This window comes from Microcoleus sp. S13_C3 (assembly GCF_036700905.1).
In the GTDB taxonomy this organism is placed as follows: Bacteria; Cyanobacteriota; Cyanobacteriia; order Cyanobacteriales; family Microcoleaceae; genus Microcoleus.
The window spans coordinates 28,998-51,124 of the sequence record NZ_JAUBPT010000044.1; the positions used below are offsets into that span (position 1 = coordinate 28,998).

Here is a 22,127-nt window from a genome sequence, read left to right on the forward strand (position 1 = left end):
CTGTAGTCTGTTTGGGAACTGCCCCAAACTGCTCGACTAACAATTGATGCAGTAGCGGTTTGAGGTCTTCGCAAGGGATGCCTTTTTGGACGCAAGCACCCAAATGAGCGTCTTTGCCAACTGTGCCTCCCATGTAAATGTCTACACCTTCGAGGGTTTTGCCGTTCTTGCGAACTTTTGTTCCCATCAAACCAATGTCTGCTACCTGGGGTTGACCGCAGGAATTGGGGCAACCCGTCCAGTGAATTCTGACAGGTTTGGGTACTGAAAGTTCGGCTTCGAGTTCCTCAATCATTGCCACGGATCGGCTTTTGGTTTCGATGAGGGCGAAGTTGCAAAACTTGGCGCCGGTGCAGGAAACCAAGGCTCGCGTCAGCGGTGCGGGGTTGATCGAAAAACGCTGCAACAGCGGTTCTTTGACCAGGGATTCAATCCGCGAGTCGGGAACGTTGGGAATAATCACGTTTTCTTCGACAGTGAGCCTGAGTTCGCCGCTGCCGTAAACCTCGGCGATTCTGGCCAAATCGAATAAATCCGATGCCTGCAGCCGTCCGACGGGAACGTGCAGCCCTACATAGTTGAGCCCTGATTGTTTTTGGGGGTAGATGCCGATGTGGTCGCGTTTGTCCCAGGTGATTTCATCTTTGAGGGCGGCGGCGGGCAAAGTGCGACCTAATTCTTGTTCGACTTCGGCTCGGAATTGTTCGATTCCGAGTTCGTCAATCAGCCACATCAGTCGCGATTTTTGGCGGTTTGCTCTCGGCCCTCGATCGCGAAACACAGTTAAAATTGCTTTGCACAAATCTACAACGTCGCTGGGACTTGCCCATGCGTTGAGAGGAATTGCAGCTTCGCAGCGTTTGGCGGAGAAGAAACCGCCGACTAATACGTTAAAGCCGATGTTGCCGTCTTTGTAAGCGGGTACGAAGGCGATGTCGTTGATTTCTGCGTGGACTGAGTTGTCGCGGCAGCCTGCGATCGCAATATTAAACTTTCTCGGCAAATTTGAAAACGCGGGGTTGCCTTCGCCGCTGTTCGTAATCATGTCTTGGACTTGGTTCGCCAGTTCCCGCGTATCAATCAGTTCGTCGGCGTCGAGCCCTGCGACTGGGGAACCGGTGATGTTACGCACGTTGTCCATGCCCGACTGGATGCTGGTCATGCCCGCTTCTTTGAGGCGGCGGAAGATGTCGGGTACGTCTTCGATGCGAATTCCGCGCAATTGCAGGTTTTGTCTGGTGGTGATGTCGGCGCTGCCGTCGTCGCCGTAGCGTTGGACGATTTCTGCTAGCGTTCTGGTTTGATTGCTAGTAATGATGCCGTTGGGCAAGCGCAGCCGCATCATGAATTTGCCCGGAGTTACTGGCCTAAAGAAGATGCCGAGCCATTTGAGGCGGTGCTCGCGATCGATTTCGTCCATTGCTTCCCAGCCGATTGCGGCGAAGTGGTCGAGTTCGGCTGTTAATGCTAAGCCATCTTTTTCGGCTTTGAGTTTTTCAAACTTGTTCAGGCTCGCTTGGGCTTTGGGTTCTACTGTTTGGGTCATCGATTTACCCTCGCTGCTGGCTTGTGTGGGGAGGTATTGACTTGGAGCATAAAGTGTGTCTTTCCTGCTAACCTTAGTGAGTGTATGGATTTAAAACTGTATATTTAGTTACTAGATGGAATTTCTTTTAAGCATGGTTGATCGGCTGTACAGTTGAGCTTGACTGGGCGCTGGCTCGAACGTCGCCCAACTATTTATGGTTATAGTTGCTACCGAGGATTCGGTCGATCGCTCTGTTTCGATGCACCTTTGTTATGAGCTAATGTAAAGCCCCCGATTGTAAATATTCGTATCTATTTTTACAAAATATTGAGTTTTATGAATATTTCGCATACTGCCGATGCGTTTTATACATGGGAAATGGGTAAAGAGACCCCCAAAACCAAAAAATCTCTCTAAATCTTTAGATTTAGGAGGGGAGAGGGGGATATTGGAATATCTAAGATTAATTTTGTGACTGCGATCGCAGACTTAGAACGAGATCGTCACAACATTAGAGGGTCGCTGTCACACAGTTTGCCTCAAAACATCACATTGTGTGCTATGCCAGCGTCACTATTAATTTTCGGAGAACGAGAGATGATATAAGTATCGAATTCAGGGAACGTCTCATGTTTTTAGTTCAACTTATCCCCGGCGCTATTTCCGAAATGCTTGCCTCTGTTACGGATACGGGTTGTTTGACTTTAGCCGATCGCTACGGCTTGATGGCCGCTGTTTTGGACGACTCTCTCGACGATGAATGCAGACATTCGATCAACCGCCTGCTGCGTTCTGTGATCAAGGGAAGAGTCAAGATAGTCAACGAACTGTCGGCGATATATTAATAGCATTTAAAAATTTGATTGATTTATGCAGCGCATAAGAGTGCAGAAACCATCGGCCGAGTTAGAAGGAACCCACGATGCCTGCAGCGGATGTAGGGTAGGAAGTTGATTGGGTGTTCTAAAAACGTGCGATCGTTATTGCCGTATGATTTTTTTTGACTATAGCGCGTCGCGTGAGAACCCCGGTCTTTCCCGCAGGGTATGAAACGCAGTTGTAGCCTTTAGGCTACCAGTGTTTTATATTTTTTCTGTTATGGGATATATTTTCTAACAATTTTAGTTGAGGTATTGACTTCGTTAAATAGTCGTGTACAATCAATATATTACAAAAAAATGATGCCAATGTTTGGGTGTCAACAAATCCTACTAAAGCCTAATAAAGAACTCAAAGCGGTTCTACAATACATTTGCCAAGAATCGAACAAGCTGCACAATTGTGCAGTTTACTATGCTCGTCAAATATATTTTAAAGCTCGCACTTGTGTCCGTCCATTTGACATAATCAACGCATTAAAGCGCAATCCTCATTACGGGGCTTTATGCGCTCAAGCTGCTCAGCAGACTTGCGGTGCTGTTGGCGAATCGGTAAAATCTTTCAAAGGACTAATTAAATTATTTGGGGAGGGCAAACTCGAAAACAAGCCAAAGTTCCCGAGTTACCGCACTCCTGGTGGATTTCATTTAATCGCTTATCCGAAGCAAGCGCTTGGGAAAAAGTTGGTTGACGGTCAAGTTTTAATTCCTCTTGGTCAAAAGGTAACAACTTGGTTTGGACTGAAGAACTTTCAAGTTCCCATGCCTACCAACTTAAACTATGCCGATATCCGAGAAATTAGAATTCTCCCCAGAAATGGCTGCTTTTACGTTGAGTTTGTTTACAAAACAGCCAGCGTTCAAACTGTGACAGACAGTCAAAAAGCTTTAGGTATCGATCACGGTATTGGTAACTGGCTTACTTGTGTCAGCAACTCAGGGACAAGCTTTATTATTGACGGCAAGCATTTAAAGTCGGTTAATCAGTGGTATAACAAGCGGGTAGCAGCTTTGATGGAGGGCAAGCATAATGGTTTTTGGTCACATCAATTGGCGCGATTAACCGAAAAACGGAACCGTCGGATGCGTGATGCTGTGAACAAAGCAGCTCGTTTAGTCGTCAATCACTGTCTTAAAAACGGAATCGGCGTTATCGTTTTTGGATGGAACAAGGGGCAAAAAAATTCTGCCAGTATGGGCAAAAAAACAAATCAGCAGTTTGTTCAAATTCCTACGGCACGACTAAAAAACCGTATTGCTCAACTATGCGAACAATACGGCATTAAGTTTGTCGAAACTGAAGAAAGTTACACGTCTAAAGCATCATTTGTAGACCGTGATTTTCTACCTAAAATCGGTGAAAAACCCGACGGGTGGAAGGAAACGGGTAGACGAGTAAAACGCGGTTTGTACCGGACGAGTGCGAAAAACTGGTACATCAATGCTGACTGCAACGCCGCAGCAAACATTTTGAGGAAAGTAGAGACGATGTTAGGGCTTGACCTTGACGGAGTTTGTAGGGGTGAATTGACAGCGCCTTCAAGAATTACCTTTTGGTAGTTTCTTTAGAATCCCTGCTGCTTTAGCACAGGGAGTGTCAATTAATATGATGCAATTGCCAGACCAAATTTTTAGCAAAACTTTAAGAAATTCGGCCCGAAGGTATGATTTACTGAAAATTTAAAACAGTCGATCGATCAGACTGGACAATTTAACAATGATTCCCAGGGAGCATTTTATGAAATCCATTGCTAAAAACAGCATCCACTGGACTTACTCAGTAGCTATTTTCTGTGCCCTTTTCGCACTACAGCAACAAAAAGCTACAGCAGCAACGCTATCTCATGGCTGGAATTATGCGATCGATTCCTTCAACGACGGCGTGACAGGGCCCCAAATCGGCGGCGGCGATTTTGAATTTTACGGCATCGCCATCAAAGAAACATCAGATACAGCTTTCATCGCCATCAACTCTAATCTAAGTTTAGCAGGATATGCCGACCCACTAGCTCAAAGAGGCAACATCAACTACGGCGATTTATTCTTCAATTTTTCCGGTCAAAACTTCAATACAGCTAACGCAAACGGCAGCTTGTTTGGTATCCGCTTTGCCGAAGGCAATGACTCCGGCGTGGCGACAACAGGCGTTTACAAAGATGTTACAGCGAAAAACGTCACCCAAACTAACTCTGGCTTTAGCAATTTAACTCAATTCAATACGGTAGTTGCATCTCAAGGCGGAACCCCATCAATGGGCGATTTAGCAGCCACAGACCCCTATTTTCAACAAACAGGAAACTCGACTATTCTCAATTCAATAGCTACGGGTACACAAGTAGGAGAAATCAATTTTTTAACACCAGCAACTTTGAGCGTCCTCGGTCTTGATTTCGCTCAGTTTAATGCCGTAGGTTCTCAAACAATTGGATTCAGTTTCAATAAATCCTCAATGCCTTCGGGGAACTATATTGCTAACTTTTTTGCCGAGTGCGCTAACGATGCGATCGCTATTCAAGGATCGTTTGAGGCTGTACCCGAACCTTCTACTTGGTTGGGTACTTTACTGGGATTGAGCTTTTTAGGTATTGGGGCTGCAAAACGCAAAATTAAGCGCAATATTTCCTAAGTTAGGTAGGGTGTGCATTAAGTACCTTACGAATAGCTGTTATGCACACCTTACTAATAGCCGTAGTGCCTCACAAATTGCCAAAAGTAGAGTAGATTAGCGAGAGATAAAATGCGCCCAAACATTCCCATCTGGCCCAGCAACTTGATTGACATAACTGTAGGGATACATCAACTTTCTCCCTTCAGTATCGCTGTAACCAGTCAGTGCATCTCCCCAAGGATCTTGCACTATATAACCCTGAGAATTGTAGCCAATTACAGTCAGAATATGACCGGCCGCAGTAAAATCTCCTGCTAAAACTACTGGCCGTCGATTCAGCAATTCCGATCGCACCTGGGCCCACGTGCGAGTCGTACTAAAACTCGTCTTAAACCCGTAGGCCTGAATCAGCGCCGAAAGCACGTTGTGATCGGTTTGAGAACCCTGGCCGGCATAATCGAAACACCACTGTAACAACTCATCCTCCAACTGTCCGCCCCACTGAGAACGAATGCCGTAATAATAAAATACCATTGCGATCGAAGTTACGTTGCAAGTAGACCAATCAAAGCGCGGATTGTCTCGCTGCGAAAAATACGGCACGTTCAATTCCACATTGTTCGGAACCGGATCGAAAATTTTATCTCCCCGCTTGAACTGAACAAAACTAGGAAAAACATAACCTGTATTGCCCAAATTCGGCAGTTCTTCAGTCAGGGAAACTTTCAGGTGATCTCCTTCGGCACCGTAGCTGTTCACGCCGTAAACTCGACCTAAAGGCAGCGTAGTTTTCTCGGTACTGCTCAGGCTAGCAGCATCTACCGGCCGTTTTTTAAAGGCGGTTGCTTGCAATATTGTCATCGTCAAAGCACCGGGGTCAAAGGGAACTTCTTTGCCGTCTTTTTTAATTTTAACGTCCTGCCAATAAATAAATCCGATATTGCCGAAACCGGGAATTGATTCGGCGAGAGTTACTCGGAAATGCCCCAAAATGCAGGCATAACCAGTAATGGCATAGGTAGTGCCTAAAAGTAGGTCAGCAATTTGATCGGCAGGCAGTTTCGATGAATCTTCGGGTTTAGCTTTAATCTGAGTTGTTTGAGTTACCAACAGTTGAGCGCTGACGTTGCTATTGGGTACGTCAGCCAGGTTAAATTTTAGGATTTGAGTACCTTTGGCCAACTGAACGTCGGGTTCAGAAAAATAGCCAAAAGTGCCGATAGGTGAAATTGCCGAATCCACAACCACCTTGAGATGCCCGTCAATAAATCCGTATTTGCTAACCGCAAAAGTCTGGCCTGCTTTGACAAAAACTTTTTGCTGATTGTTGAGCCGGGAAGAATCAAGGGGAGCTACCTTAAACAAAGTGTCAGAAACTATCTTTAAGGTCAAACCTCGTCCGACAGTTAGCGGATCAGAAGTTACGGCAATGTAAATTATTTGGCTGCCAGTAACGTTGCCTTTGCTGTCAGTTGCCCGCAACCTGAGCCACCGAGCTCCCGCTATGCTAAATCCTTTAGACAAATTAACTTGCCAAGTGCTGGCCTCTTGGTTTAGCGTGACGCTTAGGGGCAATGTATCCTCAGCTATCACCTCAATTTTTGCTGTTTTTTCTCGGTCAAAAGTACCCCGAAGGACGATCGGCTGATTTACTAAAACTTCTGACGGCCCTTGATAACTTAAATTCACAGCGGGATTAAAAGATTTGCCACCGCGACTGAATTGCACAAAATCGGGATAAATGAAACCCGTATTGCCAAATTGTGGCAAATTCTCGGTCAGCGAGACTTTAATGTGGCTTTGTTCGATCGAGAATCCGGCAATTCCGTAAATCATTCCCGCCGGCAAGGTGATTTTTTCTTGGGGTGGCAGGCTAGCCGCATCTATCGGGCGCTTTTTAAACACAGTCGCTTTGATGATTGTCATCGTAACTGCATTTCTATCATACTCAATTCCCCTCCCGTCTCGCAAAATTTGGACGTGCTGCCAGTACAGAAATCCCGAAGTTCCTAAGTTAGGAACTGCCCGAGCAAAAGCGACTCGGAAATGGTTTTCCACGCAAGCATAGCCAAGAAGATTGAAAGTTTCTCCTGCGTTAAATTGTAATTTCTGAGTCGATCCTAAAGTTGCCGAATCTGCGGGGTTTAACTTTAACCATGTCTTTTTGATCGCCCACAGTAACTGCATTCCACGCGGCGGGGTCGGCAACTCGGCGCGATCGAATATGAGAATTTGTGCGCCTTTGGTTATAAATACGTGTTTTTCGTAGAAAAAGCCAGAGGTTCCCACCGGAGTAATTGGATTATTTAGTTGAACATTCAGATGTCCATCTTCTAACTCGTAGTCCCTAATTTGATAAATTTTACCTGCTGGTATTTCCGCTTTTTGCAGGTTGTTAAGATTGCTTGCGGGCAGTGTTCCGACTTTGAATGCGGTATCTCTGAGAGTAATTAACGTCAAAAATTGAGCGGGTGACCCAGAAGCAGGATTAACTTTGATGTTAATTGTTTGTTGACCGATAACTTGGCCCGTCTTATCAGTTGCCCTCACCAGCAATGTGCGAGTTCCTGCGCTAGGGAATCCTTTTTCTAAACTGATGTTCCAAATGCCTCTAGAGAGATTTCTCCCGACATTCAGGACATTTGAGCCTTCTGTTGCTGAAATCGCTGCCACTAGATTTGTGTCAAAAGTGCCAAGTAAGACAGCGGCCCTATTGACCTCAATTTCTCGCGGGCCTAAGTAACTCAAAATAATTTTGCTGCTTGTCATTATATATCCCCCTATCTACTTAATTATTTAGCTAAAGCAAGGATAACTTCTGATTTTATCAAACACAATGACTCGAACCAGGACAAAATCGCCCTTAGATTCAGCCTACGGCGGTTAATGCCTTTTCCAGCATAAGTTTTTAGTTATTGGCGGGAGTTGCGCCACAAATCTCACTTTAGGCGTACAATAACCACCTTAACCAAATATATGCCTGGTTGAGCGGATTTGTGGTGCAAGTTCTGAAGGAAGGAATTTAGTTCGAGTCGGTTGTTTCCCCCTGAACCGTTGACCCCTCACTGGCTGAGTCAATCGATTTTAGATTTTAGATTTTAGATTTTAGATTTTAGAATTGACCCCACGGATGAATCCGGGGGCTTGTATCCTGGATGCTTTCGGTCAGGACTTAGGATCGCGAATTAAATTACAATTTTAATTGTTATTGTGGGATGGGCGTCCCGCCCGTGCAAAAAGGACGGGCGGGACGCCCATCCCACTTTCAAGAGTGGAAGTTATTTAATTCTCATTCCTTACTAAAAAAACCCGGTTCCTACGAGAATATTGCCTATAGCAACGAGGCATCTAGTAAGAAACCGGGTTTTTAGCCGTTTGGTGCGTGCAGGAGTGTTAGTGCGATCGGCTACACTTCGACTAAACTATGGTGACAAGAATATCTTGAGCGTGAGAGTCAACTTTCAGATTTTCTCCTTCATAAACCTGAATAATTTTGCCGGTGCCGTCGATGACGAAAGTAACGCGCTTGGCATAATCGCCTTTCTCGACATCGTAAGCTTTGGTAATCGTGCCATCAACATCTGCTAATAGCTGGAAAGGCAAACCGTATTTCTCTGTGAACTTTTGGTGCGATTCCTCGTTGTCGCGGCTGACACCGAGAACTACTATATCTTTGCCCTTGTATTCTTCATGGGCTGCTTTGAAGCTTTGGGCTTGTCTGGTGCAGCCGGGGGTGTCATCTTTGGGGTAGAAATACAGGATTACGGTTTTACCGGCGAATTCGGACAGGGAGACGGTGTTGCCGTTGGTGTCTTTGGCGGTAAATTGAGGGGCAGCGCACCCAACTGGTAATGTCATAGTTTTGTTTTTCTTGGGATTTATAAATGTATTTTAATTGATTTTGGGCGGGTTTTAAATTCTGGGGGCATAATACCAAATCTGGGTTCAGAACGTTTTTATATGACATCTTGCAGGATTTGCAATAATCTCTTTAGGGGCGGGCTAGAAGCCCACCCCACAATAAAATTTCCTCTTGGTGGAACAGGCATCTTGCCTGTTCATGACATTTAATTAAACTTCAGTCGTTTGTTTTTGGGACTCTAACCAGCGATCGTAAGCTGGTCGATCGCCTGCGAATGAATCAAGGGTGACGGGCGATCGCTCATATTGCTTGAGAGGAGCATTTTCTATTGGTTTGTAGGCGCAATAGCAAATACAAATTGAGTCAAACTCTGCGCCATAGGGAGCAGGAATTTCAGGAGTGTATTCGTGAACTTTCACAACTTCCCAGCCACTGTCTCTAAAATGAGTTGATGCACTGGGGAACATTGGATCGATCGCACCCTCGACAACAACGCTTTCGGTTAAACGATAGCCCGGTGCTGGGGATGGCTTACCACTAGAGTCATAATGCTCGGCTATTGTCCAAATCAATGACTTAACCGATCCGGCATTAGCTACTCGGTAAAAGCTTTCTCCTACTTTTGTTTCGGTGAGCGATCGGTATTTTTCCAGTTCACCTTTGTCGGCGCGGAAAATAATGTATTTACGCATCTTGTTTTCTCTCCTTCAGGTAATCACCTTGACTCAAGTCCATTGGCGAGGGCGGAAACTCGCAATTTCCATCAAAAATGCAATCAACGCTCAAAATAGAATTGCCAGTCTCTTCTATATTTTTCAGCGGCCAACCGTATTTTTCTTCCATATTAGTGCAAGCCTCTTCGCTTGTGGCTGCATGGCGCGTCTCGTTTTTTTCGTCATCATACCGAGGTTGTGACATAATTAATATGCTCCCTTGTTGGCTATTTCAACATTTGGAGTAGTCGTCATGTCCGGGTGTTACCGCAATCGGACATGACGCTTGTCCTTACTTTATAGTATACAGCCGGCGATATGTATAAGATCCATGTTTAATTTACCCAACAGAATATGATTGATTTCTACACTGTTATTCTCATAAAAAGTGCTGAGCGTTGGGTTTCTTTGTGTTTGGAAAATGGCTTGGTGGGACAAGGCAATACTCCCGAACAATCTATTGATAAACTCAAACAAGCTATTGAGTCATTTTCCGAAGTCTATGAATCAGAGTCTGATGTTTATCTCAGTCCTCTTTCTATTAATGAGTTACACGAATTTCTGACTTTAGAAGATGCGGAAGCTTCAGATACTTATGAATTCAGGAAAGTTTATGCCTAAAATAATTAGACTTACAGGACTTACGCAGGGGCCAGAAACCGGGTTTTTTTACGAAAATACTGAATTACAACCCGCAGATTTGGTAAAAAACCCGGTTTCTTTGGTAGAAGTGCGTCCAGGACTGGATTTAACTAGCATTCTTATACAACAGGCCGCAAACAGGGAGCGACAACAGGTAATCCCTCAGTTTCTCGCTGTGCAACTTCAAAGTTTAATTCTAATAGAAACTTTAAGGGGTCTTGGTTGGCTTTGATACCGTAGGCTTTGCAAACGAGTTGGTCTAATTGGGCATGGAGTTTGGCAAGTTGGCTGGCGGGTTCATCAAAAAATTGGTTGTATAGTTGGGTAATGCCGCACTGTTTGCGCTCCATATACTCTGTACGATAGTCATGGAGAAACTGCATGGCTGCTCGAATTTCAGTTTTGGTTTTTTCTGGGCAATTTTGGGGAAAAGGGAAGGTTGCAAAACAGGTGGTGGGAGTGTAACGTGTGCGATCTTCAAGGGTTGAGCTTTGCGCTTTGACCCACTGGCGATGCAGATTTGAAGTTAGAATGCCAAGAACGTAGAAGTCATCAGAGCTAAGAACATTAGTCGCATCACCCGGAAGCCAATCTGGAATGGCAGGAATAAAAATTGACCATTTAGATACTCTGGGAACAGCGAAATAAAAGGGTAAAGTTGCTAGAGCTTTTCGCATTCCTTCATTTGTGCGTTTAAATCGCCACCACTTTTCTCGCATGACTGCTTCTCGATTGGATTCTCGTTCAGGCTTAACATATTTTTTTACGTGATCAAATGGCAGTAGATAATCACTTACTTCTTCTAAACTGCGATTATCAAAATCAATAATCCAACGATCTGGTTTACCATGTGGACTCTGTGCCAGATTTGAGCCCATTGAGAAGAGTTTGAGAACCTCTTGATTTTTACGATCGGCTTTGATCCATTGCTTTACCTCTTTTTCAGTTACAATAAAACCTTTTCCAGTAGGTTTAACACCTTCAAAACATTGGTTTAAGTTTGCTTTTATCTTTACAGCTTGAGAAACATCAACTTCAGCTTTCAGGGAAGAATTGATGTGAGAAATAACTTGATAATCGATACGGCAGGTTAATTCTTGATGATCACAGGTTTTTAGCCAATTGATAATACTGATGTGTACTTTCGCTTCACCAGACCAAGGCTGGGTAGAAATTGCATCATAAATATAACCGCCATTTTGAATGATGTAGTCTAAAGTAGCTTGACGACTTTGACCTTGAGAGATGGTGTTTGTTGCCACTAAACCAGCCCGACAATCTTCCCTTAAGTGATTATGGGCAAGGCGAAACCAGTAGGAACAAAGATCTACTTGACCTTTGACATCAGGAAATTTAGCAAAAATACGATCGACATAATCATCACCAAGGGTTAGTCGCAGACGATTACCACCCAAAAAGGGAGGATTTCCAATAATTACATTAACTTGTTCCCACTCGCAAAATAGAGCATCATCAAAGCGGATATTGCGATCTAGATTATCCAAAGGTAATGCCCGATCAAGTTCCAGTGGCAGGTTCATTTGTACGACATTGAGCAACTGGTTTTCTTCATCTAAGGCTAACTTTTTGGCAAGCATCAGCGTCACTTTTGCCAATTCCACGGCAAAGGGTTTGATGTCAATGCCGTAAAACTGGCTTGTCTTCACCAGCGACATCGTACCTATCGCATTAGCAGCACGAGAGAAATTTTCATGAATTTTAGTTAGCAATTGTGCCTCTAGTCGCTTCAGTTCCCGATAAGCAACATAGAGAAAATTACCGCTTCCGCAAGCTGGGTCGAGAACTTTGAAATCAAGTAATTCTTGCCGCAGTGCCAACAAATCTTTGAGCGTCTTCGCAGCTTCAATCCGTTCTCGCCACGGGCGTATAATGGTAGGCAAAACCACTTTTTGAATGTCTGCCTCGCTGGTATAGTGCGCTCCCAAGGCATGACGTTCCTCTTTGCCCATACTGGACTCAAACAACGCGCCAAAAATCGCAGGTTCTACCTTTGACCACCGTTCCTTTGCTGCCTGTAATAGCAGATCGATTTCGCTGCGAGTCAGGGCGATGGGTTCAACAACTGAGAAGATACCGCCATTAAAATAGGATACATCTCGATAGCGGCTGTCTTTAGGTGCGGGGCGATCGCTCCCCATTTGCCGAAACAATCCCCCAATTAAATCGTAGGAACTGACTCGGTTCATCTGGCAATCACCTAAAAACTCGGTGAATAAACCGCGCGGCAACAAATCGATATCTTCAGCAAACAAGGCTACTACACACTGAAGGATAAACCTTTGAGCTGTTTCTACTTTTTCGCCGCGCTCTACTAACCGATTAAAAACTAGAGCAACTTTGTCAGCGGCAGTTCGCGTTACATCAATTTGGTTGTTATTGAATAAAGGCTGGCGATTTTCGGGGAAAAGAAAGTTTAAGGCTGTGAAGCGAGCGGGTAACTCTTCCAGATTTACGCGGTCTACCGGTTCCCGCAGTTGTAAATCGAAGTCATAAATCCAAAATTCATCAAAGTTGCAAAGAACCACATATTTAGGACGCTGCGGCACTAGCTCCAGCCAATATTCAAAGGCTTGTTGATAGTGTTTTTCCAGTTTTTCGCCCCGTTTTTTCATCTCCAGCAACAACCTGGGCCGCCACAGCAAATCGGCAAATTTCGTAGTTTTGCCTTTCGCCTTTACTCGAAATTCTAGTTCGGCTCCCGCTTCCTTGTAGCCTAGATGACCGAAGGCTTGAAACAGGCGATCGCAGAATACCTGTGCCTCGCCTTTTTCGTCTCCATTCAAAGTACGGACGTATTCAACAAACCTGTTGATATTATTTAGTGAATCGGTCATAATAAGTGTAAAATTAGGATCAATAGGGTGAATCAGCCCGCTCCGATATCTGTAACAATTAAAAATATAGTACCTGTTTAGAGGTTTTTTGAATGACTTTTATCCCATCAGAAGCGTTTAAATCTATTAGTTATCCCAGCCGCACCGTCAAAAGAGCCGATCGCGCCGTCCGGTGCAGCCCTTTTCAATTACACTTCTTCCAGACAATCCGCGATAACAGTGTTTTCCTAACTGCGATCGCCTCAAACGCGGGTGTCGAAAGCGGCTACACCCGATCGCCCGTATCCGAACTCGTAGCCGAAAACTCCCTACTGTGGCTGATCCAAGTCGGCGTACTCCGGCGGGAAGTAGACGGACAAGGGATTACCGACAGTTTTCGCCTCACGCCCCTGGGTCGCCAACTCGTGGAAAAATGGGAACAGGAAGGACAGGGAGTGCCGGCCGCGTCATTGTGCGATCGTATGGGAAATGCCGTTAGCCGCGGGTTGGGAGTATTTCTATGAGGGGTTTTCACTTGCCCTAGTCCCACAGTCCGACATTCCCACATTCCCACAGTCCGACATTCCCACATTCCGACATTCCCACATTCCGACATTCCCACAGTCCGACATTCCCACATTCCGACAGGGAATGAATTCCCTGTCTCATAGCGAAAGTCGGTTAAAACCGACTGCAAGTCTAAATTCAATTCGATGTTGAGTTTCGCATACAAGCGACTGCAAGTCTCAATTTAACTTGATGTTGAGTTTCGCATTGCACGTTAATCAACCTCCTCAGTCCTCTTTCAGAGGACTTGCGCTATGAGACAGGGATTTCAATCCCTGTCGGACTGCAAGTCTCAATAGACCTCTTGCAAAAATAGCTGGGACGGGCCGGAGAGCCCGTCCCACAAAAAGTTTTTTCTCTTGTGGGATGGGCCGGAGAACCCGTCCGAAAATTTGATCGAAAGGACTTTTGCAAGAAGTCTAATTCAATTCGAGGTTGAGTTTCGCATAAAAGCGACTGCAAGTCTCAATTTAACTTGATATTGAGTTTCGCATTTCACGTTAATCAACCTCCTCAGTCCTCTTTCAGAGGACTTGCGCTATGAGACAGGGATTTCAATCCCTGTCGGACTCGCCGTCAAACGAGTTAGACCGCGATCGCACCATAGCAGTTTTTGAAGAACCGGGCGATCGCATCCCCGTTCCAACCTTTGCCGAATCCTTCAATCTCACCGTGGGTGAAATGTTCAGTTGGCTGACTCAGTAGCGCTACCTCGATTTGTGAAGGATTTTTTAACCGCAGAGGGCGCAGAGGGCGCAGAGGAAGAGAAGAGAGAGAGTTCTACGGATTTGGTTCGATCTAATGTGCGGTCGATCACTTATACTAAAATATCTGGTTGTCAGCTCTTCAATGACGAGAGATGACTAAAGTGGTCACTACAAACTTGATTGTCAGTAACGAGCGGGCTAAAGCCACTGAGCTTGTAAGAAATTACAAGCTGTTCTGACCAGACCCCTCTCAGGAGGAGGCGTTATTCAGGTCACGACACTCCTTGAGTGCGACGCCAGTTTTGGGCTCTGTCATCTGCAATTAAACAGTTTTAAAGTCACTGAAACAGTGTTGCAGGTCTAACAAGCCTTTATAACCAGGTCGAGGCGAACATTACCCCGCAAGGGAGGAAGGAGACAACTGTATCTCCATTGGAGGGGCAACCATACCCCTCTAACCCCGAAAGGGGATTCAAGGCGGTTGAAACCGCCGAGTCGTTTTCCTCTCAGGTCTAAAGACTCTGAGTTTCCCACTTACCGAATATTTTTTATGATTATTTAACCGGACTTGATCTCATCTTTCAAATAACCGCTAACTACTAACAACTAACTACATAAAACGTTTCTCAAAAATGGAAGCTAAATCTTACAAAGACACGGTAAACCTGCCCAAAACCAAGTTTGATATGCGCGCCAACGCGGTCAAGCGCGAACCAGAATTGCAACAATTTTGGGCGGATCAAGAAATCTACGATCGCCTTTCGGAAAATAACCCAGGCGATTTGTTCATCCTCCACGACGGGCCACCCTACGCCAACGGACAACTCCACATCGGCCACGCCCTCAACAAAATCCTCAAAGACTTTATCAACCGCTACCAAATGCTGCGCGGCAAAAAAGTCCGCTACGTTCCCGGTTGGGATTGTCATGGATTGCCGATCGAACTTAAAGTATTGCAGAACATGAAATCGGAGGAGCGGCTAAATCTTTCCCCGATCGAACTCCGCCGCAAAGCCTCCGCCTTCGCCCAGCAAACAATGGAACAGCAGCGCGAATCCTTCCAGCGCTACGGCGTTTGGGGCGACTGGGAACACCCGTATTTAACTCTGAAACCCGAATACGAAGCTGCCCAAATCGGCGTTTTTGGTCAAATGGTGCTCAAAGGCTACATCTACCGCGGCTTCAAACCGGTTCACTGGAGTCCGAGCTCGAAAACAGCCCTCGCCGAAGCTGAATTGGAATATCCCGAAGGCCACACGTCGCGCAGCATCTACGTTGGCTTTCATGTGAGAAAATTGTCAAAATCTTTGCAGTCGAAGCTCAAACGCTATATGCCGAGCCTCTGGGCGGCGATTTGGACGACTACTCCCTGGACAATTCCGGCAAACTTGGCGATCGCCGTCAATCCCGAACTGACTTATGCCGTGGTGGAACCGCCGGCAAATTCCCACATCGCCCAACAATTTATGTTAGTAGCTGTCGATGCGGTCGATCGGCTGTCAGCAACTTTTAACACTGAATTAAAAATACTTGCTACCTTCAAAGGCAAAGAATTAGAAGGTTGCAGTTACAAACACCCGTTGTTCGATCGCGAAAGTCCAATTGTTGCCGGCGGTGACTACATTACCGCTGATTCCGGGACGGGATTGGTGCACACTGCACCGGGCCACGGACAAGAAGACTTTATCGTCGGAAAACGCTGCGGGTTGCCAGTTTTAACACCCGTAGACGAAAACGGAAATTTCACCGCAGAAGCCGGACAGTTTGCAGGTTTAAATGTCCTCGGAAACGGCAATGCCGCAGTGATTGATGCCCTTGCAGAAGCAAATTGTTTGATTAAAGAGGAAAGTTACGCTCACTCTTATCCTTACGATTGGCGCACGAAAAAGCCGACTATTTTTCGGGCGACCGAACAGTGGTTTGCCTCCGTTGAAGGGTTCCGAGATGAAGCCCTAAAAGCGATCGCCGGTGTGAATTGGATTCCCGCCCAAGGAGAAAATAGAATCACTGCAATGGTGGGCGATCGATCGGATTGGTGTATTTCTCGCCAGCGGACTTGGGGCGTTCCCATTCCCGTATTCTACGACGAAGAAAACAACGAACCGCTGCTGAATGAAGAAACGATCGCCCATGTGCAAGCCCTTTTTGCCGAGAAGGGTTCCGATGCTTGGTGGGAATTGTCGATCGATGAATTGCTGCCGGAATCTTACCGCAATAACGGCCGCACTTACCGCAAGGGAACCGACACGATGGATGTGTGGTTTGACTCGGGTTCTTCCTGGGCCGCAGTTGCCCAAGGTCGATCGGAATTAAACTATCCGGCTGATATCTATTTGGAAGGTTCAGACCAACACCGCGGCTGGTTTCAATCGAGTTTGCTTACCAGTGTAGCAACTAACGGCGTTGCTCCTTACAAAACAGTTTTGACTCACGGTTTTGTGCTCGATGAAAAAGGCCGGAAGATGAGCAAATCTGAAGGCAATGTCGTCGATCCGGCAGTCGTAATTAAGGAATATGGAGCCGATGTTTTGCGGTTGTGGGTGTCTTCGGTAGACTACTCGGCAGACGTGCCTTTGGGGAAAAACATTCTCAAACAGCAGTCGGATGTTTACCGCAAAATCCGCAATACAGCTAAGTTTTTGCTGGGCAATTTGCACGACTTCGATCCGGCAAAAGATGCCGTTGCTTACGAGGAATTGCCGGAACTAGACCGCTATATGCTGCACAGAATGGGCGAAGTATTTGCGGAAGTCCAAGATGCTTTTGAAAGCTTCCAATTTTCCCGATTTTTCCAAACTGTGCAGAATTTCTGCACGGTGGATTTATCGAATTTTTACTTGGATATTGCCAAAGACAGACTTTACATCAGCGCGACAGATGTCCGTCGCCGCCGCAGTTGTCAGACGGTGATTGCAATTGCTGTGGAGAATTTGGCAAGGGCGATCGCACCTGTTTTGTGTCACATGGCTGAGGATATTTGGCAGTACCTTCCCTATCCGACTCCTTACAAGTCCGTGTTTGAAGCCGGCTGGGTACAAATTGATGCTTCATGGCATAATCCAGAATTGGCTACTCGCTGGCAGTATTTGCGACAAGTGCGCGGCGAAGTTAACAAGGTTTTGGAAAAAGCCAGGATTGAAAAGGCGATCGGTTCTTCTTTGGAAGCTAAGGTTTTATTGTACGTTCCTGATGTTGAGAAAAGAGAGCAATTGCAAGCTTTGAATCCCAGCAGCGAAGAATTGGTGGATTATGTGCGATCGCAAAATTCCGTCATCGAGTTAGCGGCCCAGGAGAAAGCAAAAGCAGCACAAGATAAACAGGAAGAACAAGCGGCAAAAGTTGCCAAAGTCTTGACAGAAAACAAAATTTATGTTGAGGCGGGAACGAGAGAAAAGGGCGATCGATCTTCTCAGATCGTACAGTATTCGGCCCCGGACACCTCCGCTTTAGATTTGCAGCAAATCTTAGATCGAAGCGCCGAGTTTGTAGCTAATTTGCCTGAATACGCGGGCAACTTTTTTACAGAATACCAACAAGTTTGGGTAACACTTGGGCTGTTAGCCTCTGTGTTGATAACGGGCAGAGTAACGCTGGCGATTTTGGATACGATCAATCAGATTCCGGTGTTGGGAGGCTTATTGGAAGTCATCGGCATCTTATTTACAATCTGGTTTGCTTTCCGTCACTTGCTGTTTGCGGCCAACCGTCAAGAAATTGCACTACAAATTGATTTGCTGACAGCAGATGTGCTGGGCCAGACAACAGCGATCGTGCTTGCAGAAACAAAGGCGATCGTCCTCGCACCGCCAGTAGAGACAGCGCTTGTGCTTGTAGAAACACAGGCGATCGTACAAACAGCCCCAGCCGAAAAAGTGTTTGTAGAAACACCCGAAATCCCGGAAGCAGAATTAGTTGCGATCGAACCCAAACCAGAAATTCCTACTGAAATAGCTGCAGGGCAAGATTCTACAATGACCGGCAACGGTGTAGACGAACTGCGGTATTTGTTCATTACTTCGGAAGTGGAACTGGTAGAATCCAATGCAATCCTGCAAGAATTGCCGTACAGTTATCAGTCTCCCGATTTGGCGATTGGTGTAGTCAAAGCAGACGGGGAAAAGTGCGATCGCTGCTGGAACTACTCTACTCACGTCGGAGAGTCGATCGAACATCCGCTAATTTGCGAACGCTGCGTTTCAGCAGTAGACGGCAAATTCTAAGCTAGGATGTGTCAGTAGTTTGTCATTGCGAGTGAAACGAAGCAATCGCTTAATCTATGCCATTGCTTCGCTTCATATCAAATCCGTTAGCATCTGAATTATTCATCTTTCTTCTCTTCCTCTGTGTTCTCTGTGTTCTCTGCGGTTAAATCATTCCGATTATTGGAATTATAAAAGCAATGGCTTACAGCGATTTCAAATTAAGTAATGTAAGTAAAATATTTGAATTAACAATTGCTGAGTCTTCCCAACTATTCGCTGATGTTCTCGAAATAGAACCCAGCGAATTATTAACAACTATTCTCACAGAAAATATCGATCTCGCTGTTTCAATTAATACCGAAAAAGCCCGATCGGAAATGATTATAGCACCAATTCTTCTAGAAATTAGGCGCAAATTAAATTATCATATAAGTTTATTTTCTGGCATCGAGTTTAATGTCGATCCCAGTAAAGGACTCAATGGATTTTGCGATTTTTTAATGAGCAATTCTCAGGAACAGTTGTTTATTTCCACTCCCATATTAGCAATTGTAGAGGCAAAAAATGATAACTTGAAAGCAGGATTAGGTCAGTGTATCGCTGAAATGGTAGCAGCACAATTGTTTAACCAACAAGAAGGTAATGAAATCTCGATTATTTACGGCGCTGTCACAACCGGTACAGTTTGGCAATTTCTAAAACTAGAAAATAACGTGGTTTCGATAGATTTAACCGAGTATTTTATCCGAGATATTCAGAAAATCATCGGAATTTTAATCAAAGCGATGAACGGCTAACAGTAAGGTGTGTACTCAACAGTATTAGTAGCTAACTGTAGGGTGTGTCAGGGGAAAATTTCTTGAGTAGGTAGGCGATTAAAACCTTCGGCGCTGACGCACCCTACCATAACTTATAGTCAAACTGTACGCAGTCCACACCATACAAACTCAACCGGTGTCCAGTGTACACTATACAGATAGAGGTTATAAAATCGATTACCAAAACTATTTCTGATTAAAAAAACCGCAGACGATTTCACCAGGGTTGTTTTGTCCAAACGCCAAAACAGTTCCATCTTTCTTAACTGTAGTGCGATCGCGGCAATTGTAGATTTCCAGAGGCTGTTTAACTCCATCAACACTCAGAATTACCCTGTATTCCCAATAGTTTTTCGCACTGCGTTTGATATCGACAATGCAAATCTCGCTTCCTTGATAATTGCGGCAAACAGAGGCGTCAGCAGGAAGCGCATTCCAGAAAAAAGATATTAATAGCAACAAGCAGCAAACACATTTCATCATCTGCGATCTATTCTACTGCATAACCCGTATACTTCCGCATAAACGGGGGCTGAAATCCCCAAACAATATCCTCTTTGGGAACTCCGGCTATTACTAAATCTTCAGCAAGATCATCTTCAGTGGCATTCCATTGAAGCCAAATTTTCCCGCCCTTGATATCAATGTGAATGCTACAGTGATGCACCCTAGTCTGCTTGTCCCAGCCCACATAAAAGATTTGGTAATGATCTCGTTCTGTATCAAGAATTGTCTCGACTTCAATGTCTCCGTGAGCAGGTTTGCGCTTGCCGCACTCCAGTAACATTTGCTGCACAATTTGCCGATATTTGATTAATTTTTCCATTCTACAATTACCTCAAGTGCTGTATCATAAACAATCATTTTTACCTGGTTTTCCTCGATCGTTGCTTTCGGGAAATCTAGTTTAAAAAATTCTTCATAAGTTATTAACGGCACAGCCAAGTACAAAATGCGATCGGGTGCTTTTTCTTTAAGTGCGGCTCGATAATTAATGAACTGCCCCAATGCTCTGTGAAATTCCGAGATTGCCGACGATTTTGCCAAAAAACTTTTGACCTCAACGGCAATTTTTTCGCCTTGCCTTTCTGCCGCAATCAGCCTTTCTGCTCCCAGATTGATCGACATATCTACACCGCCAACACTAATCGGAAACGGATCGTGGGTAATATGCCAGCCTTCTTTTTGCAAAGCTGTTTTGACAACTTCATGAAAAACATCTCTGGCAGACATAATATATCGATAACTAACTTACTTATTCCTATCTTACCTTTTTTGATAACCAACTGGCAGTATTTGGCAACTGAGATGTGGCACTATTCTCAAGAACGGGCATCTTGCCCGTTCCACAAGAGATAAATTTTCTTGTGGAACAGGTCGGAAAGCCTGTTCCTAAAAGGATTATTGACAATGATGCAACATCTCAGTTAGAAGCCACTTAAAAATTGGACACGCCCTCAAGTCGCAACATCATAAGATAGCTGAACCATACCAGAACTATATGTCTGACATCCAGTTAACTGCAAAGCTGTAGTATTTATGGGATTAACAAATAAAGGAATTCCCTCGCCTAAAATAATCGGGTGCACCGAGAGAATGACCTCGTTGACAAAATTGTGATTCAGGAAATCGCGAATCAGCAGAGAACCTCCCACCAACCAAATATTCTTGCCCTCAAGCAAGCGCAAGTCATTGACAAAACTCTCTAAATGTGTTACCACTTCGACATCTGAAGTGCCTTGAAAATCTAGATTTTTCGTAAAAACATAGCTCTTTTTTTCCTGGTACGGATACTCGCCAAAAGTTAGAACTTGTTCGTAAGTTTTCCGACCCATGAGAACCGTATCGATACTATCTAAGAATTTATTATAACCGTAATTTTGGTCTGTAAACAGCCAGTCAATATCGCCATTCGCTCGGGCGATATAACCGTCCAGACTAGATGCAATGAATAGTACAATTTTCCGCATGGCAACACCGAGGTTTTGGGAATGATTGGGGTGATTATAGCCCGAATCACCTTAATTTTAAATGATTTAGTGTCCTGACGGTAGCTGGATTTCGATACCCACTTGGTCTCTCGGTAGTCTTGATTTTATTGTGACAGGATTTTTCGCTGGGTGGGGAGTTGTTCGCGCGTCACAATCAAAGAAACCGGGTTTTTTTGGGTTTCTACACTGTCATGCGTCTTCTGGGCAAAAACCCGGTTTCTGAGCGAGGCATCACAACTATAATAAGATAACGCTTACAAGAGGAAAGCCAATGATGACAAGCCTGAATGTGGATACGGCACTGCTGCAAGAGGATCTCGAACTTGAGGGAGAAATTGAGTTCGAGACTCTAGTTGAAATCGCCTTGCGCGAATACATTCAACGCCGCAAACAGCCACAGAATCTCGAACCTAGCTTTGGAGAATCTCTAGCGTGCATTTCGTGAAAAATATCAACTGCACGAACTGGGTTGAAATCCTGATGAAATTTGGGGAGAAGTTCGCGCGAACTTTTGCAGGACGCAAGGTCATTTTTGAATGACTCTGCATTATTTACTCGATACTAACATTATCTCTGAAATAACGGTGGCAATTCCTCCAAATCCAATTCTGTCTGGCCTTCATCAGCGGCTTTGTAGATTAACTGCAATAAGTCCGAGCTCGTCATGCCCTTTGTCTCTGAGTAGTCTTCATTTTATTCTCAGGGTAAACGCATCTTAACTGGAACCCAAAATATGCTACAGTTAAATCCGACTAAATTTCAATGTAGTTTGTTGTA

The 22,127-nt window shown here is 45.0% G+C and carries 19 protein-coding genes and 1 pseudogene; 9 read left to right on the forward strand and 11 right to left on the reverse strand.

Features of this window, described 5'->3' with window-relative positions; genetic code table 11:
* Positions 1-10 precede the first annotated feature (10 nt).
* Positions 11-1,546 (reverse strand): annotated as a pseudogene (locus QUA16_RS14405) (ferredoxin--nitrite reductase); the annotation flags it as partial.
* Between the two features lie 611 nt (positions 1,547-2,157).
* Between QUA16_RS14405 and QUA16_RS14410 the strand changes: the two are divergent.
* From QUA16_RS14410 to QUA16_RS14420, 3 genes are all read left to right on the forward strand, one after another.
* Positions 2,158-2,373 (forward strand): hypothetical protein, encoded by a 216-nt coding sequence (locus tag QUA16_RS14410; RefSeq protein ID WP_333103545.1) that lies wholly within the window; start codon positions 2,158-2,160, stop codon positions 2,371-2,373.
* 333 nt (positions 2,374-2,706) lie between these two features.
* Complete coding sequence (locus QUA16_RS14415) at positions 2,707-3,966, forward strand: transposase (RefSeq protein ID WP_333181186.1); 1,260 nt, start codon at positions 2,707-2,709, stop codon at positions 3,964-3,966.
* Positions 3,967-4,144: 178 nt separating this feature from the next.
* On the forward strand, positions 4,145-5,032 hold the full coding sequence (locus tag QUA16_RS14420; protein WP_333103543.1) for a PEP-CTERM sorting domain-containing protein: 888 nt from the start codon (positions 4,145-4,147) through the stop codon (positions 5,030-5,032).
* A gap of 96 nt (positions 5,033-5,128) precedes the next feature.
* Here QUA16_RS14420 and QUA16_RS14425 read toward each other — a convergent pair whose 3' ends face one another.
* The 4 genes from QUA16_RS14425 to QUA16_RS14440 form a co-directional block, all read right to left on the reverse strand.
* Positions 5,129-7,783: a C39 family peptidase gene (locus tag QUA16_RS14425; protein WP_333103542.1), complete on the reverse strand. Its 2,655-nt coding sequence runs from the start codon at positions 7,781-7,783 to the stop codon at positions 5,129-5,131.
* A gap of 648 nt (positions 7,784-8,431) precedes the next feature.
* A complete protein-coding gene (locus QUA16_RS14430) occupies positions 8,432-8,872 on the reverse strand; it encodes a peroxiredoxin (protein ID WP_333103541.1) in 441 nt (146 codons plus the stop codon).
* Between the two features lie 213 nt (positions 8,873-9,085).
* Complete coding sequence (locus QUA16_RS14435; protein ID WP_333103540.1) at positions 9,086-9,568, reverse strand: hypothetical protein; 483 nt, start codon at positions 9,566-9,568, stop codon at positions 9,086-9,088.
* A complete protein-coding gene (locus QUA16_RS14440) occupies positions 9,561-9,794 on the reverse strand; it encodes a hypothetical protein (RefSeq protein WP_333103539.1) in 234 nt (77 codons plus the stop codon). The genes QUA16_RS14435 and QUA16_RS14440 overlap by 8 nt, the downstream gene beginning before the upstream one ends.
* Before the next feature lie 149 nt (positions 9,795-9,943).
* On the opposite strand from QUA16_RS14440, the gene QUA16_RS14445 reads away from it, so the two are divergent.
* Positions 9,944-10,210 carry a hypothetical protein gene (locus tag QUA16_RS14445; RefSeq protein WP_333103538.1) on the forward strand — a complete coding sequence of 89 codons (267 nt, stop codon included), beginning with the start codon at positions 9,944-9,946 and terminating at the stop codon, positions 10,208-10,210.
* A gap of 140 nt (positions 10,211-10,350) precedes the next feature.
* Here QUA16_RS14445 and QUA16_RS14450 read toward each other — a convergent pair whose 3' ends face one another.
* Positions 10,351-13,086, reverse strand: a complete 2,736-nt coding sequence (locus tag QUA16_RS14450) for a DNA methyltransferase (RefSeq protein WP_333103537.1) — start codon at positions 13,084-13,086, stop codon at positions 10,351-10,353.
* 92 nt (positions 13,087-13,178) lie between these two features.
* Here QUA16_RS14450 and QUA16_RS14455 point away from each other — a divergent pair, with 92 nt between their 5' ends.
* Complete coding sequence (locus QUA16_RS14455) at positions 13,179-13,589, forward strand: Npun_F0494 family protein (RefSeq protein WP_333103536.1); 411 nt, start codon at positions 13,179-13,181, stop codon at positions 13,587-13,589.
* A 16-nt stretch (positions 13,590-13,605) separates the two neighbouring features.
* Here QUA16_RS14455 and QUA16_RS14460 read toward each other — a convergent pair whose 3' ends face one another.
* Entirely contained in the window at positions 13,606-13,734 is a 129-nt protein-coding gene (locus QUA16_RS14460) for a hypothetical protein (protein WP_333103535.1), read from the reverse strand.
* 438 nt (positions 13,735-14,172) lie between these two features.
* Here QUA16_RS14460 and QUA16_RS14465 point away from each other — a divergent pair, with 438 nt between their 5' ends.
* From QUA16_RS14465 to QUA16_RS14475, 3 genes are all read left to right on the forward strand, one after another.
* Positions 14,173-14,337 (forward strand): hypothetical protein, encoded by a 165-nt coding sequence (locus QUA16_RS14465; RefSeq protein WP_333103534.1) that lies wholly within the window; start codon positions 14,173-14,175, stop codon positions 14,335-14,337.
* Between the two features lie 634 nt (positions 14,338-14,971).
* Entirely contained in the window at positions 14,972-18,559 is a 3,588-nt protein-coding gene (gene ileS, locus QUA16_RS14470; RefSeq protein WP_333103533.1) for an isoleucine--tRNA ligase, read from the forward strand.
* A 179-nt stretch (positions 18,560-18,738) separates the two neighbouring features.
* On the forward strand, positions 18,739-19,338 hold the full coding sequence (locus QUA16_RS14475; RefSeq protein ID WP_333103532.1) for a hypothetical protein: 600 nt from the start codon (positions 18,739-18,741) through the stop codon (positions 19,336-19,338).
* Positions 19,339-19,545: 207 nt separating this feature from the next.
* Here the strand turns inward: QUA16_RS14475 and QUA16_RS14480 are convergent, their stop codons facing one another.
* The 4 genes from QUA16_RS14480 to QUA16_RS14495 form a co-directional block, all read right to left on the reverse strand.
* The gene (locus QUA16_RS14480; RefSeq protein WP_333103531.1) at positions 19,546-19,842 is read right to left on the reverse strand and encodes a hypothetical protein; all 297 of its coding nucleotides are present in this window, start codon (positions 19,840-19,842) and stop codon (positions 19,546-19,548) included.
* Between the two features lie 7 nt (positions 19,843-19,849).
* Complete coding sequence (locus QUA16_RS14485; protein ID WP_333103530.1) at positions 19,850-20,185, reverse strand: XisI protein; 336 nt, start codon at positions 20,183-20,185, stop codon at positions 19,850-19,852.
* Complete coding sequence (locus QUA16_RS14490) at positions 20,173-20,592, reverse strand: XisH family protein (RefSeq protein ID WP_333103529.1); 420 nt, start codon at positions 20,590-20,592, stop codon at positions 20,173-20,175. The genes QUA16_RS14485 and QUA16_RS14490 overlap by 13 nt, the downstream gene beginning before the upstream one ends.
* Before the next feature lie 224 nt (positions 20,593-20,816).
* Positions 20,817-21,329, reverse strand: a complete 513-nt coding sequence (locus QUA16_RS14495) for a dihydrofolate reductase family protein (RefSeq protein WP_333103528.1) — start codon at positions 21,327-21,329, stop codon at positions 20,817-20,819.
* Between the two features lie 292 nt (positions 21,330-21,621).
* Here QUA16_RS14495 and QUA16_RS14500 point away from each other — a divergent pair, with 292 nt between their 5' ends.
* The gene (locus QUA16_RS14500; protein ID WP_333103527.1) at positions 21,622-21,795 is read left to right on the forward strand and encodes a type II toxin-antitoxin system VapB family antitoxin; all 174 of its coding nucleotides are present in this window, start codon (positions 21,622-21,624) and stop codon (positions 21,793-21,795) included.
* Positions 21,796-22,127 lie beyond the last annotated feature (332 nt).